This window comes from Streptomyces sp. NPDC002004 (genome assembly GCF_053593975.1).
This window is the reverse complement of the sequence record NZ_JBSFDP010000007.1, coordinates 248,444-262,081: the sequence shown is the minus strand read 5'-3', so window position 1 is coordinate 262,081 and position 13,638 is coordinate 248,444. Positions and strand designations below refer to the sequence as shown.

The following is a 13,638-nucleotide window of genomic DNA, read 5'->3' as shown; positions in this document are numbered from 1 at the left end:
ACGGTGACCGGGGCCGCCGCGACTGCGGGGGTCCCCGGGCTGTCGTACGCCCACGGGACCAGCTCGACGCCCCTCCTCGGCGACACGATCGGGGCCAACCTCGACCGCTCCGTGGCGGCGTACCCCGACCGCGACGCGCTCGTGGACGTGCCCTCGGGACGCCGCTGGACGTACCGCGAGTTCGGCGAGGCCGTGGACGAGGTGGCCCGGGGGCTGTTCGCCAAGGGCATCCGGAAGGGCGACCGGGTCGGCATCTGGGCCGTCAACTGCCCGGAGTGGGTGCTCGTCCAGTACGCCACCGCACGCATCGGCGCGATCATGGTCAACATCAACCCGGCCTACCGCGCCCACGAGCTGGAGTACGTCCTCAAGCAGGCCGGCATCACGCTCCTGGTCGCCTCGACCGGGCACAAGGCGACCGACTACCGCGCCCTCGTCGAGCAGGTCCGCCCGAACTGCCCGCAGCTCCACGAGACCGTCTACATCGGCGACCCCACCTGGGACGCGCTGACGGCGGCCGCCGCATCCGTGCCGCACAGTCAACTGATGGCGTGCCAGTCCGAGTTGAGCTGCGACGACCCGGTCAACATCCAGTACACGTCCGGCACCACCGGCTTCCCCAAGGGCGCGACGCTCTCCCACCACAACATCCTCAACAACGGCTACTGGGTGGGCCGCACCGTCGGCTACACCGAACAGGACCGGGTGTGTCTGCCGGTGCCCTTCTACCACTGCTTCGGCATGGTGATGGGCAATCTGGGCGCTACGTCGCACGGTGCCTGCATCGTCATCCCGGCGCCGTCCTTCGACCCGGCGGCCACCCTGCACGCCGTCGAGCGGGAACGGTGCACCTCGCTGTACGGCGTACCGACGATGTTCATCGCCGAGCTGAACCTCCCCGGCTTCGCCGGCTACGACCTGTCGTCGCTGCGCACGGGCATCATGGCGGGCTCGCCCTGCCCGGTCGAGGTCATGAAGCGGGTCGTCGCCGAGATGCACATGGACGAGGTGTCCATCTGCTACGGCATGACGGAGACGTCCCCGGTGTCCACGCAGACCCGGCGCGACGACGACCTGGAACGCCGCACCGGCACCGTCGGACGGGTCCTGCCGCATGTCGAGGTCAAGGTCGTCGACCCGGCGACCGGTGTGACGCTGCCGCGCGGTACGGCGGGGGAGCTGTGCACCCGTGGGTACAGCGTGATGCTGGGCTACTGGGACGAGCCCGACAGGACCGCGGAGGCGGTGGACGCCGGGCGGTGGATGCACACCGGGGACCTCGCGGTCATGCGCGAGGACGGCTACGTCCGGATCGTCGGGCGGATCAAGGACATGATCATCCGCGGTGGAGAGAACATCTACCCGCGCGAGATCGAGGAGTTCCTGTACGGGCACCCGAAGATCGCCGACGTGCAGGTGGTCGGGGTGCCCGACGAGCGGTACGGCGAGGAGGTCCTCGCCTGTGTGATCCTGCGGGACCCGGAGGATCCGCTCACACTGGACGAGCTGCGGGCGTACTGCCGAGAGCGCCTCGCCCACTACAAGATCCCCAGTCGGCTGCGGGTGCTCGAGTCCTTCCCGATGACGGTGAGCGGCAAGGTGCGCAAGGTCGAACTGCGGGAGCGGTACGGGGCGTAGGGGGATGGGGTGCTCCTGCCGACAGGAAACGGCCTAGCCGTCCCGCGTCCACGGGCGGAGCTTTTCCGGGTTGCGGACCGCCCAGATACGGGTGACGCGGCCGGCGGTGACGCCGAACGCGGCCACGGTCACGGTGGCGTCGGCGTGCTGGGCGACCAGGCCGGGCACGCCGTTGACCGAACGCTCCAGGAGCCTCAGCCCCGGAGCCTTGTCGGCGATGTGGACCAGGTACTGAGCGATGCGCTCGCCGCCCTCGACCGGGCGCAGGACGGTGCCGACCAGGCCGCCGCCGTCCGCGGTCATCACGGCGTCGGGGTCGAGGAGGCCGACGAGGGCCGTGATGTCCTTGGCCTCCCACGCCTCCTTGACGTGTCGCACCACATCGGCCTGCCCGGCCGTCGTCGGGGCCACCGGAGCCCGAGCCGCGCTTACCCGCCGCCGCGCCGAGGACGCCAGCTGTCGGCAGGCCGCCGGGGTCCGCCCGACGATGTCGGCGATCTCGGCGAAGGGGTACCGGAAGACGTCGTGCAGGACGAACGCCACCCGCTCGGCGGGCGTCATCGACTCCAGGACGACGAGGAAGGCCATGGTCACCGACTCGTCCAGGGTGATCTGGTCGGCGGGGTCGGCGCCGCGCCCGTCGGGCCAATCCGCGCGGTCGGGCATCGGCTCGGGCAGCCACGCGCCGACATAGCGCTCGCGCCGGGCCCGCGCCGAGCCGAGCAGATCCAGGCAGACACGGCCGGCCACCGTCGTCAGCCAGGCGCCGGGGGACGCGATGGCCTCCTGCCGGTCCCGCGGCAGCGCGTACCAACGCGCGTAGGCCTCCTGCACGGCGTCCTCGGCCTCGGTCAGTGAACCGAGCAACCGGTAGGCGACATTGATCAGTTGGCGCCGCTCGCCCGCGGCCACCTCGGGTGTCTCCATGCTCGTCACTGCTCCCCCCGGCCCCGTGTCCGCAGCCTCGCCTCACATTCCGAGGGCCCGCGTCGTCGGACTGGTGAGACCTTATCGACCTACTGCCTCGGGGCAGGAGAGGAGACCGTGTCATGGCCACTTCGACGACGGCGACGGCACAGCGCCGCTTCACGTTCCTGCGGGTGTCGATCGCCCTGCAGACCCTGTCCCTCTTCTTCCAGGCGGCCAGCGCCGGACTGCTGCTGTCCTCGTCACACTTCGAGGTGCTGCACGGCGTCGGAGCGCGCGTGATGTACGGGGCGTCCATGCTGTACGTGCTCGCCGCGGTGCTGGGGTGGCGGCTGGGCGGTGGCTCGGCCCGGCCCGTCCTTCACGCGTCCGGCTTCCTCGCCCTGGCCTCGGCCCAGGTCGTGCTCGGCATCGCGCACGTCCCGTCGCTCCATGTTCCCCTGGGCGTCCTGATGTTCGGCCTGAGCGTGCTGGCACTGGCCCGCGAAGGCGCGGCAGCGGCGCGTGTCTAGGCGTGGATCGTGATCGGTTCGAGGCGCCGGCCGAGGGCGAGGGTCATCCGGCCCGATCCACAAGTCGCCACCTAGTCCGAGCCGGTCGGCACGGAGAGGCCGGCATAGACCTGGTTGAGGACGACGGGCAGCAGGGCGTTGGCCGTGGTCCGGCCGCCGGGCGACAGAGTCAGGTTCGTCCAGATGACGAGCGTGACGTCGTTGTCCGGATCGTGGCCGATGAAGGAGTTGAAGCCGGGGAGTTCACCGCCGTGGTAGTACATCGCGGCATGCGGACCGAAGCGCTGGTGGCTGATGCCGTACCCGTACTTCTGCCCGTCCGGCGCGGCCGGGTCCTCGGCTTGCGGGCTGTGGAGCCACTGCTGCTGGAGCGCGGGGCCGAGGACCTTGCCCGTCACCAGGGCCCGGATCCAGGTGGCGAGGTCGTCCGCGGTGGAGATGGCGCCTCCGGCGGCGGTGGCGTAGGAGGGGTTCTGGTGGGTGTAGTCCACCGGCCGGAGCCTTCCGGACCGGGCCGCCGCCTGCAGGTCAGCGGGGTAGGGCCGGTCGAGCAGTGCGTAGGCCGTTCCGCCGTACATGTAGCCGTGTGCATAGGGGGTGGGCAGGGACGTTTCGTCGGCGCCGGGCAGCGAGGTCCCCGCCAGGCCGAGCGGGCCGAGCAGCCGGTCCCGGAACTGCTGGGCCAGCGGGCGGCCACCCGCCTTCTCGGCGACGAGACCCAGCAGAACGTAGTTGGTGTTGCTGTACTCGTAGGACGCGCCGGGTGGGAAGTTCGGCGGGTGCCGGAACGCGATGGCCAGCATCGCCTGCGGTGTCTCGGCCCTGCCCGGGTCGGCGTCCAGAGCCGCCGCGAGTTCTGGTGCGCTGGTGTAGTTGTAGAGCCCGCTGCGCATCTTCAGCAGGTCGGAGAGGGTGATGCGGTCGCCGCCCGGCACTCCGGGTACCCAGGCGGACACCGGGTCGCTCAGCCGGAGTCTGCCGTCCTGGACGAGGAGGGCGATCAGCGCCGCGGTCATGGTCTTGGTGTTGGAGGCGATCCGGAAGTGGTCGCCCGTAGTGGGCCGTTGGGCCGTGCCCAGCTCGGTCGTGCCGACGGTTGCCCGGAAGGTTCCCTGCGGAGTGCGGAGCAGGACCACCGCGCCGGGAACCATGAGCTTCTTCGCCGCACGCTCCACGGCGGACCGGAACGCGGCCGGGTCGATGTGCTTCAGCGCCGACGGAGTCCGGCCGGAGACGGTCGCCGTCGCCGCGGGTGTGGGTGACGCGTCGGAGAGTGCCGCGAGGCCCGCCCCCGAGGGCGCGGCGCAGCCCGCGATCAGCACGGCCGTGCACGCTGCCGACACGGCCGGCCGGCGGGCGGCGCGCAATGTGCTGGAGGCTCCCGTCCGGCGCGCACGGCCGGGGGCGTCGTCGTCAGCGCGGGGATCCCTCATGCCGGCATCACAGCCCTTGTGCTCGGCGGTCCCGTACCGCGGGCCAGGGTGACACGAACAGTGAATGCGGCACGGCCGAAGAGGCCAAAGTGCAGAAGAATGTGCAATTTTATCACTTCTGGACATTCTCAGGGGGGTGCGTCCTCCTCACGTCCCCGCTCCGAGCAGTCCCTCCGCCGCGCCGTTGACCGGCTGGGGCGTGCCCATGAGGTCGAGAACGAAGAGGGGTACGCCGAGCTCGTCGGCCCGGGCGCGGGCGTCGCCCGCGTACCCGGCGAGCGAGAAGGCCACGCACACGGCGGACTCCGTCATCCCGGTCAGCCAGAGGCACTCCACGTCCCGCAGGGACACGAGCCGCATGGTCGGCTCGACGAGTGCCACGACCCCGGGCGCCGCGAGTCCCACGCCGGCCGGGAGCCGCTGTCCGGCCTGGCGGATCTCCCGGTGGCCGAGCAGATGCAGACAGAGCGCGGCGGCAGTCACCGCATCGCGCGCGGTACGGATGGCGACCGGCGGGAACGCGGGTCGCGCCGAGCGGGTCGCGGGCGCACCCTCTCCCACGGCCGCACCCTCTCCCACGGCCGCACCCTCTCCCGCGGCTTCTCCGTCTCCCGCGGCCGCCACCTCTCCCCGGTCCACGGCGTCCCCTCCGGTCAGCTCCTCTCCCGGCACCCCCTCTCCAGGAGGCGCCCCCTGTCCTCCGGCCTCCGCCTCTCCCGTGGCCCCCGCCCCCGCTCCTCCCGCGGCCCGCGCCGTCCCCCCGACCGGCTGCCGTCGGCCCGCTCGTCTCCTGCGCGTCCCGCACCGGGACGCGTAGAACCGTGCCGCAGGTGCAGTCCAGCTCCGGCCTCGGCCACGGTGAGGTGCGGCCGCACGCCGTGCAGCGCAGCGTCACCCACTCCTCGCGCCGGGTCCGGTGGGTCAGCGGCTCGGCCGGTACCCCAGTGGCCGGACGTGCGGCGACCGGCGCACCGCAGGGGCAGGGGTAGGCGGGCGCGGCGTACGCATGCTCGCGCCGGCAGACCGGGCACCGCACCGGCACGCTCTCGGCCATGTCGTACTCCTGGGCTCCCATGGGACGGCGCCCCCATCGTCCTCCACCGGCACCCGTCCCGCAGGCGGTTCGGGTCTCCGCCTCCTCGGGGGCCGGGCCTCGCCCGCCCCGTGGACGTCCCTTGACGGCCCCGGGGCCGCCCCGTAGATTGCTTTCCATATAGCAGAACTCAATTTCCGCAATACGGAAGATGCGCCGCGTGGCGTACGGACGTCGAGCGGAGCAGGACCGGATGGAGCTCTCCGCGGGGCGCGACGGGAGTCCGAATCCGACGGCCGGACCAGGAGTACTCAATGGCTCGTATGACCGCTGCCCGCGCGGCAGTCGAGATCCTCAAGCGCGAGGGCGTCACCAACGCGTTCGGTGTGCCGGGCGCGGCCATCAACCCCTTCTACAAGGCGCTGAAGGAAGGGGGTGGCATCAGGCACACGCTCGCCCGCCATGTCGAGGGCGCCTCGCACATGGCCGAGGGCTACACCCGGACGAGTCCGGGGAACATCGGTGTCTGCATCGGTACGTCGGGCCCCGCCGGCACCGACATGATCACCGGGCTCTACTCCGCGATCGGCGACTCCGTCCCGATCCTGTGCATCACCGGTCAGGCGCCCACGCATGTCATCCACAAGGAGGACTTCCAGGCCGTCGACATCGCCTCGATCGCCAAGCCGGTCACCAAAATGGCCGTGACGGTCCTGGAGGCCGCGCAGGTCCCCGGTGTCTTCCAGCAGGCCTTCCACCTGATGCGTTCCGGCCGTCCGGGCCCGGTCCTCATCGACCTGCCGATCGACGTCCAGCAGACCGAGATCGAGTTCGACCCGGAGACGTACGAGCCGCTGCCCGTCTACAAGCCGGCCGCGACCCGCGCCCAGGCGGTGAAAGCGGTCAGGATGCTCGTCGCGTCCGAACGCCCGCTCATCGTCGCCGGCGGCGGCATCATCAACGCCGACGCCTCCGACCTGCTGGTCGAGTTCGCCGAGATCACCGGCACGCCCGTCATCCCGACCCTGATGGGCTGGGGCACCATCCCCGACGACCACGAGCTGAACGCCGGCATGGTGGGGCTGCAGACCTCGCACCGCTACGGCAACGCCAACTTCCTGGAGTCGGACTTCGTCCTCGGCATCGGCAACCGCTGGGCCAACCGCCACACCGGTTACAAGCTCGACGTCTACACCCGGGGCCGGACGTTCGTCCACGTCGACATCGAGCCCACCCAGATCGGCAAGATCTTCGCGCCGGACTACGGCATCGCCTCGGACGCCAAGGCCGCGCTGGAGCTGTTCGTCGAGGTCGCCAAGGAGCTCAAGGCCGCGGGCGAGCTGCCCGACCGCGGTGAGTGGGCCGCGTCCACGCAGCGCCGCAAGGCCGAACTCCAGCGCCGCACGCACTTCGACGACATCCCGATGAAGCCGCAGCGCGTGTACGAGGAGATGAACAAGGCCTTCGGCCCCGAGACGCGGTACGTCACCACCATCGGCCTCTCCCAGATCGCCGGCGCGCAGATGCTGCACGTCTACAAGCCGCGCCACTGGATCAACTGCGGCCAGGCGGGCCCGCTCGGCTGGACCATCCCGGCCGCGCTCGGTGTCGCCGCCGCCGACCCGGAGGCCCAGGTCGTCGCGCTGTCCGGCGACTACGACTTCCAGTTCATGATCGAGGAGCTGGCCGTCGGTGCGCAGCACCGCATCCCGTACGTCCACGTCCTCGTGAACAACTCCTACCTGGGTCTGATCCGGCAGGCGCAGATCGGCCTGGACATCAACTTCCAGGTCAACCTGGAGTTCGAGAACATCAACTCGCCCGAGCTCGGCGTCTACGGTGTCGACCACGTCAAGGTGGCCGAGGGGCTGGGCTGCAAGGCCATCCGGGTCACCGACCCGAACGAGCTGGGTGCCGCCTTCGAGCAGGCCAAGAAGCTCGCAGCCGAGCACCGGGTGCCCGTGGTCGTCGAGGCGATCCTGGAGCGGATCACCAACATCTCGATGAGCACCACCGCCGACATCAGCAACGTCAACGAGTGGGAGGAGCTGGCCACCGAGCCGGCCCACGCACCCACGGCCATCAAGACGCTGAAGGTGTGAGCGCCCGGGGCCGGTCCACCTGACCGTCGGCCCCCGGCCCGCGTTCGGACCCTCGGCTCTCAGGGGGTACGCGGCCCCCGCCCCGGAACTCCGGGGCGGGGGCCGCGTCGCGTCGCAGTCCCGCCGCCGGACGTGCCGTGGTGCCACCGCTCGACGGTGGTGCCGATGTGCGGTTCCCCGTGCGTCCGGCAGGGCGTCACCCGTACACGGACCCGCAGCCGTCACCGAATCCGCTGCCGCCGTGTCCGCCCCAGGGCGGCGGGGAGACCCCGTCGTCCACGGCGAGCCGTCCCAGCAGCCCCGCCTCGCGGGCGAAGTGGGGCGCCACGGCGACCAGGGCGGGCTCCCCGTACAGCGCGACCGCGAGCACCATGTCCGCCTGCGTCCAGCCCGCCTGGCGGACGCCGCTCGGCCGGGTCAGCCCCTCGGGCAGCGGCAGCCGCTCCCGCAGTTCGCGCAGGGCGCGCCGGCCGGCCCGGGTCTTCATCGCGGGTACGGTGCGCAGAAGCCCGGCCGCCACCAGGTCCGTACGCAGCGCGGTGAGCGCCTCGCGGACCCGCGGCCGGTCCACCAGATTGCGCAGCCCCGTCGGCCGGTACAGGGCGGCGTGGACGGCCTTCTCCAGAGGGTGTTCGCTACCGGTCGCGGCACCCGACGTACGCATCGTGCCGGGACGGCCGGGAAGGACGCTGCCGCGCAGGCGCAGGGCCAGGACGGCCACGGTCACTGCGGCGCGGGGTCCGCCGCGGAGCAGTGCCACGGCCTCCGGTGTCAGGGCGCTCGTGGTGTCCGGCATGGCGATCTCCCCCCAGTGGGCCCGCCGCCCCCGTGTCGGCGGGCCCCTGTGCTGGACAATGTGCCCGCCGCGGAGTGCCTTCGAAGCATCGATCGCGGAGTTCAGAGGAAGACTTGAGGTTTGCTTACGGCCCGTACGCCAGTTCGCGTACGTGTGCGGACACGGGTGCCCGGGCGGGTGCGCCGTGGCCGGTGGCACACGACGGAGCGCCGAGTACGGGACCGTCCGTACTCGGCGCTCGGGCTCCGGAGGGGGAGCCGTATCGGGGTGGGACCGTCCGACGGCGAGAGGCCGGCGCGACCGGTACATTCGCGCCGCCGGACGGGGTCTGCGGTGTTCGGCGGACACCCGCTCCGCACACCACGGCGCGGGGGCCGTGGTGTTGGGCGGTTGCCCGCTCCGGACGGAGGTCCGTGACGTGGGTGAACCGCGGCGGCCGCGACGGACCTTCGGATCCCTCCCTCAGGTCGAGAGGGACACTGCCGGACCTTGACCACCGCACTGGCTCGCTGGAGCCGCCGCGGTCCCCACGCGACGCCGGCCACGAGGCCGGCGTTCGTTCCCCGCAACGCTGGACCACCCCTCATCCGGGTCCACGGTGCGGGAAGCGCACCCGGGAGATGACCTCCCGTCACATCCCGGGGCGCCGTTCGGGCCGAACCGGCCGGATCAGTCCTCGCGCAGGGCGCGGACCGCGTCCTCCACGCGCTTGCCGTACTCCGGGTCGGCGGCGTGGAAATGGGCCAGGTTCTTCTCGACGACGTCCTCGCGGGAGACCTGCGAGAGGCCGCCGGCGATGTTCGCCACGAGGCGGGACTTCTCCTCCTGGGACATCAGCCGGTAGAGCTCGCCGGCCTGGAAGAAGGCGTCGTCCTTGGTGTGCTCGGGCGCGGCGTGCGTGCCCGTGTAGCCGCTGACGGCCAGCGGGGCGGCCAGCGGGCGGCCGGTCTCGGCGGGGCCGTCGTACGAGTTGGGCTCGTAGTTCCTGCGGTCGCGCGGGTAGGCGTTGCTCGCCATGAGGCCGTCGCGGCCGTAGTTGTCGGCCTGGGTCGCCCGGGGGGCGTTGACCGCGAGCTGGGTGTGGTTCACACCGAGGCGGTAGCGGTGGGCGTCCGCGTAGGCGAACAGGCGGCCCTGGAGCATCTTGTCGGGCGAGGGGCCGATGCCCGGAACGAAGTTGTTCGGGGAGAACGCGGCCTGCTCGACCTCGGCGAAGACGTTGTCCGGGTTGCGGTCCAGGACCAGCCGGCCCACGCGCTGCAACGGATAGTCCTTGTGCGGCCACACCTTGGTCAGGTCGAACGGGTTGAAGCGGTAGTCCGCCGCCTCGGCCGCCGGCATGATCTGGACGTAGAGGGTCCAGGACGGGTTCACCCCGCGCTCGATGGCCTGGAGCAGGTCCGTCTGGTGCGAGTTGGGGTCCTTGCCCGCGAGCTCGGCGGCCTGGTCGGAGGACAGGCAGCGGATGCCCTGGTTGGTCTTGAAGTGGTACTTGACGAAGAAGGCCTCGCCCTCCGCGTTCGTCCACTGGTAGGTGTGCGAGCCGTAGCCGTTCATGTGCCGGTAGGAGGCCGGGATGCCGCGGTCGCCCATGAGCCAGGTCACCTGGTGGGTTGCCTCGGGGGCGTGTGCCCAGAAGTCCCAGACGTTGTCCGGCTCCTGCTTGCCCGTGAAGGGGTCGCGCTTCTGGGAGTGGATGAAGTCGGGGAACTTCAGCGGGTCCTTGATGAAGAACACCGGGGTGTTGTTGCCGACGAGGTCGTAGTTGCCCTCCTCGGTGTAGAACTTCACGGCGAACCCGCGCGGGTCACGGACGGCGTCCGCGCCGCCGAGGCTGTCGGCCACGGTCGAGAAGCGCAGGAAGACCTCGGTGCGCTTGCCGGTCGTGTTCAGGAAGTCGGCGTGCGTGAAGCCGGTGACGTCGTCGGTCACCTCGAAGTAGCCGTAGGCACCGGAGCCGCGGGCGTGCACGACGCGCTCCGGGATGCGCTCACGGTTGAAGCGGGCGAGCTTCTCCAGCAGGTGCTGGTCCTGGAGGAGGAGCGGGCCACCGACGCCGGCGGTGGCGGAGTTCTGGTTGTCGGCGACCGGAGCTCCGGACTCGGTCGTAAGCACGCGCTGCGCCATCTCTGTCGGTTGACCTTCCGTGCGGGTTGCTGCTGACGGTGTCGCGAGCGTAGGTTCGCCCGAACAGCGACGTCAACAGTTTGTTGAAGTTTAATGTCAACGATTTGTTGAAGCTTGGGGTTCCGGGCCGCGGCGGCGCCTGGGCGCGACAGGACAGGTGTCAGCGCCACCGCGGCCCGGAGGCTGGGAGGGGCGGCCGGGCCGCCCCAGGGGGTGTGCCGCGGGTCAGACCTGCTGGCCTGACAGGCGCTCGACGGCGCGCAGGAGGGCCGAGTGGTCCAGGCCGCCGTCGCCCTGGGCACGCAGCGAGGCCACGAGCTGGGCGACCGTGGCGCCGACCGGCAGTGCGGCGCCGACGTTGCGGGCGGCGTCCGTGACGATGCCCATGTCCTTGTGGTGCAGGTCGATCCGGAAGCCCGGCTTGAAGTCCCGGTTCAGGAAGTTGTCCTTCTTGCGGGTCAGCACGGTCGAGCCGGCCAGACCGCCGTTCAGGACGTCGAGCGCTGCCTTCAGGTCCACGCCGGACCGCTCCAGGAAGACCACGGCCTCGGCGCACGCCTGGATGTTGACGGCCACGATCAGCTGGTTGGCGGCCTTCACGGTCTGGCCCGAGCCGTGCGGACCGCACAGCACGATGGTCCTGCCCAGGGCCTCGAAGATCGGCTCGGCCGCCTCGAAGTCGGCCTGCTCTCCGCCGACCATGATGGACAGCACGGCCTCGACGGCACCGGCCTCGCCACCGGACACCGGGGCGTCGAGGACGCGGATGCCCTTGTCCCGGGCCGCCTTGGCCAGGTCGACGGAGGTCTGCGGGGTGATCGAGGACATGTCGATCAGCAGGGCGCCGGGCTTCGCGTTCTCCAGGATGCCCGCCTCGCCGTACGCGATGGCCTCGACCTGAGGCGATGCCGGAACCATCGTGATGATGACATCGGCGTCCGCGACGGCCTCGGCGATCGAGCCCGCGGCGGCGCCGCCTGCCGCGGTCAGCCGGTCCAGCTTCTCCTGCTCCAGGGTGAAACCGGTGACGGAGTAGCCGGCCTTGATCAGGTTCTCCGACATCGGAGAACCCATGATGCCGAGGCCGATCCAGGCGATCGCCGGGCGGGGAGAAGGTGCAGGATTGCTCATGGGGTGCCTCTCTCAACTGCTGCTGTACGTCTGTGTGCCGGCGCGCCGTGGACGGCGTGCGGCGGCTGTGTGGCTCAGCGGGTGGCGCGCGCCTCGCGCGGCAGCCATGCGAAGGCCTCGGCGCTGGGCCGGTCGCCCGGCTTGTACTCGAGGCCCACCCAGCCCTCGTATCCGGCCTTGGCCAGCCGGTCCAGGAGGTCCTCCAGCGGGAGCGAGCCGGTGCCCGGGGCGCCGCGGCCCGGGTTGTCCGCGATCTGGACGTGGCCGGTCTTCGCCGCGTACTGCTCGATGACCGAGGGAAGGTCCTCGCCGTTCATGGACAGGTGGTAGAGGTCCATCAGGAACCTGGCGTTGCCGAGGCCCGTGGCCGCGTTCACCTGGTCCACGACCTCGATCGCCCTGGGGGCGCTCACGATCGGGCACAGCGGCGACTCGGGCGCGTTGAGCGCCTCGATCAGGAGGATCGCGCCGATACGGTCGGCGGCCTGCGCGGCGAGCTTCAGGTTCTCCAGTGCCAGCGCGTCCTGCTCCGCCGGGTCCACGCCCTCGACGCGGTTGCCGTACAGCGCGTTCAGCGCTCCAACCCCCAGGGACCGGGCGAAGTCGGCGGCGATGTCGATGTTCGCACGGAACTTCTCCGACTCCTCGCCGGGGACGGACAGTGCGCCGCGGTCCGGGCCGGGGAGCTGTCCGGCGTAGAAGTTCAGTCCCACCAGGCGCACACCCGCGTCCTCGATCGCCTTCTTCAGGGCGTCGAGCTCGGCCTGCTCGGGGGTGGGGGAGTCGACCCAGGGCCACCAGAGCTCGACCGCCGTGAAGCCGGCCGCGGCGGCGGCCGCGGGGCGTTCGAGGAGCGGGAGCTCGGTGAAGAGGATCGACAGATTGACGTTGAACCGGTGGTCGCTGAAGCCCATGAGGAGTAGCTTTCCCTTCCGTATTGCGGAAGTGCATTTCTGCTTAATGGAAGATTGCCCGTGGCTGAGGAGGACTGTCAAGAGCGGCAGACAAAAAAAGCACCCCCGCGCGGGACACGCGGGGGTGCTTTCCGTGCAGGCCGGGGGCGTGCCACGGACTGCGACGGGGTCGTCAGAGAGCGTCGACGGCGCTCACCTTCCACCCCTCGGAGGTACGGGTGAGCGTCATGCGTACCCGGTTCTGATCCACACGGGACCCGGAGACCCGGGTGCTCTCGGTGACCTGGTCGACGAAGAGGAGCACCACGACCCTGTCCGGGGACGCGGACACCACGGACGCCGCCGGGGCGCCCCCGCCGGCCGGCTTCACCACCCTGGCCCGCACCACCCCCCGGTACTTGGCGGCGGTCGGTCCGACCACCCGGTCGGTGGTCTTCCGGTACTGGTCGCGGAAGGCTCCGGTGAGATGCGTCCGCGCCGCGGCGAAGTCCCGGTCGAGGTGCCGGTAGTCGTACGACAGGACGACGGGCGCCGCCTCCACCGCCGCCGCGAGTGCCGCGGCCCGCGCCCGGTCCGCCCGCTGCCCGTCGCGGTACTGCCACCCGAGCACGGCGGCCGCGACGAGAGCCGCCACGAGCACGACGGTGAGCGCGGCGCCGAGCATGCCCGGCCGCCGGCCGTCGCGCCCGGCACCCCGGCTTCCGTCCTCCTCCCTGTCGGCCGGCACCGGCTCCGGCGGGTCGTCCCAGCCGCCGCGCGCCTCGACGACCGGCGTGCGCCCGGTGCCGCCTCCTGCCTGTCGCCGTGGCCCCTCATCAAGCGTGCCGTCCGCCGGCCCGGGGGCCTCGGTGTCGCGGCCGATGCGCTCCGCTCGCTTGGCCGCCGCGCGGGCGGCGGCGGTCATGCTGCGTCCGGCCGAGCCGGTCGCCCGGGGGCCTCGGGTGGTCGTGTGCGCCACGGTCCTTCTCCTCACTGGGTCGTACGGGGTGCCGCAGCCGTGGGCTTGCGGACGGTGCCCCGCCGGT

At 71.5% G+C, this 13,638-nt stretch carries 10 protein-coding genes and 1 pseudogene; 3 read left to right on the top strand and 8 right to left on the bottom strand.

Features of this window, described 5'->3' with window-relative positions; translation table 11 throughout:
* Nucleotides 1-3 precede the first annotated feature (3 nt).
* Nucleotides 4-1,638, top strand: a complete 1,635-nt coding sequence (locus ACWCP6_RS14770; protein ID WP_450932830.1) for an AMP-binding protein — start codon at nucleotides 4-6, stop codon at nucleotides 1,636-1,638.
* 33 nt (nucleotides 1,639-1,671) lie between these two features.
* Here ACWCP6_RS14770 and sigJ read toward each other — a convergent pair whose 3' ends face one another.
* A complete protein-coding gene (gene sigJ, locus ACWCP6_RS14765; RefSeq protein ID WP_450932787.1) occupies nucleotides 1,672-2,565 on the bottom strand; it encodes an RNA polymerase sigma factor SigJ in 894 nt (297 codons plus the stop codon).
* A gap of 122 nt (nucleotides 2,566-2,687) precedes the next feature.
* On the opposite strand from sigJ, the gene ACWCP6_RS14760 reads away from it, so the two are divergent.
* Nucleotides 2,688-3,077 carry a hypothetical protein gene (locus ACWCP6_RS14760; protein WP_450932786.1) on the top strand — a complete coding sequence of 130 codons (390 nt, stop codon included), beginning with the start codon at nucleotides 2,688-2,690 and terminating at the stop codon, nucleotides 3,075-3,077.
* A gap of 71 nt (nucleotides 3,078-3,148) precedes the next feature.
* Here ACWCP6_RS14760 and ACWCP6_RS14755 read toward each other — a convergent pair whose 3' ends face one another.
* Both ACWCP6_RS14755 and ACWCP6_RS14750 read right to left on the bottom strand, forming a co-directional pair.
* Nucleotides 3,149-4,510 carry a serine hydrolase domain-containing protein gene (locus ACWCP6_RS14755; RefSeq protein ID WP_450932785.1) on the bottom strand — a complete coding sequence of 454 codons (1,362 nt, stop codon included), beginning with the start codon at nucleotides 4,508-4,510 and terminating at the stop codon, nucleotides 3,149-3,151.
* A 147-nt stretch (nucleotides 4,511-4,657) separates the two neighbouring features.
* Nucleotides 4,658-5,564 (bottom strand): annotated as a pseudogene (locus ACWCP6_RS14750) (hypothetical protein).
* Nucleotides 5,565-5,857: 293 nt separating this feature from the next.
* On the opposite strand from ACWCP6_RS14750, the gene gcl reads away from it, so the two are divergent.
* Entirely contained in the window at nucleotides 5,858-7,645 is a 1,788-nt protein-coding gene (gene gcl / locus ACWCP6_RS14745) for a glyoxylate carboligase (RefSeq protein WP_450932784.1), read from the top strand.
* A 196-nt stretch (nucleotides 7,646-7,841) separates the two neighbouring features.
* On the opposite strand, the gene ACWCP6_RS14740 is transcribed toward gcl, so the two are convergent.
* The 5 genes from ACWCP6_RS14740 to ACWCP6_RS14720 all read right to left on the bottom strand — a co-directional run bounded on the left by ACWCP6_RS14740 (nucleotide 7,842) and on the right by ACWCP6_RS14720 (nucleotide 13,571).
* Complete coding sequence (locus ACWCP6_RS14740; protein ID WP_450932783.1) at nucleotides 7,842-8,750, bottom strand: TIGR04222 domain-containing membrane protein; 909 nt, start codon at nucleotides 8,748-8,750, stop codon at nucleotides 7,842-7,844.
* 360 nt (nucleotides 8,751-9,110) lie between these two features.
* On the bottom strand, nucleotides 9,111-10,568 hold the full coding sequence (locus ACWCP6_RS14735; RefSeq protein WP_450932782.1) for a catalase: 1,458 nt from the start codon (nucleotides 10,566-10,568) through the stop codon (nucleotides 9,111-9,113).
* Nucleotides 10,569-10,793: 225 nt separating this feature from the next.
* Nucleotides 10,794-11,699 carry a 2-hydroxy-3-oxopropionate reductase gene (locus tag ACWCP6_RS14730; RefSeq protein WP_450932781.1) on the bottom strand — a complete coding sequence of 302 codons (906 nt, stop codon included), beginning with the start codon at nucleotides 11,697-11,699 and terminating at the stop codon, nucleotides 10,794-10,796.
* A gap of 74 nt (nucleotides 11,700-11,773) precedes the next feature.
* Nucleotides 11,774-12,613, bottom strand: coding sequence for a TIM barrel protein (locus tag ACWCP6_RS14725; RefSeq protein WP_450932780.1), 840 nt, complete (start codon nucleotides 12,611-12,613; stop codon nucleotides 11,774-11,776).
* A 172-nt stretch (nucleotides 12,614-12,785) separates the two neighbouring features.
* Entirely contained in the window at nucleotides 12,786-13,571 is a 786-nt protein-coding gene (locus tag ACWCP6_RS14720) for a hypothetical protein (RefSeq protein WP_450932779.1), read from the bottom strand.
* Nucleotides 13,572-13,638 lie beyond the last annotated feature (67 nt).

Coding starts and splice junctions, on each gene's coding strand:
- ACWCP6_RS14760 (WP_450932786.1), top strand. CDS start 2,688: ATGGCCACTTCGACGACGGCGACGGCACAGCGCCGCTTCACGTTCCTG.
- ACWCP6_RS14755 (WP_450932785.1), bottom strand. CDS start 4,510: ATGAGGGATCCCCGCGCTGACGACGACGCCCCCGGCCGTGCGCGCCGG.
- gcl (WP_450932784.1), top strand. CDS start 5,858: ATGGCTCGTATGACCGCTGCCCGCGCGGCAGTCGAGATCCTCAAGCGC.
- ACWCP6_RS14735 (WP_450932782.1), bottom strand. CDS start 10,568: ATGGCGCAGCGCGTGCTTACGACCGAGTCCGGAGCTCCGGTCGCCGAC.
- ACWCP6_RS14725 (WP_450932780.1), bottom strand. CDS start 12,613: ATGGGCTTCAGCGACCACCGGTTCAACGTCAATCTGTCGATCCTCTTC.
- ACWCP6_RS14740 (WP_450932783.1), bottom strand. CDS start 8,750: ATGTACCGGTCGCGCCGGCCTCTCGCCGTCGGACGGTCCCACCCCGAT.
- sigJ (WP_450932787.1), bottom strand. CDS start 2,565: ATGGAGACACCCGAGGTGGCCGCGGGCGAGCGGCGCCAACTGATCAAT.
- ACWCP6_RS14730 (WP_450932781.1), bottom strand. CDS start 11,699: ATGAGCAATCCTGCACCTTCTCCCCGCCCGGCGATCGCCTGGATCGGC.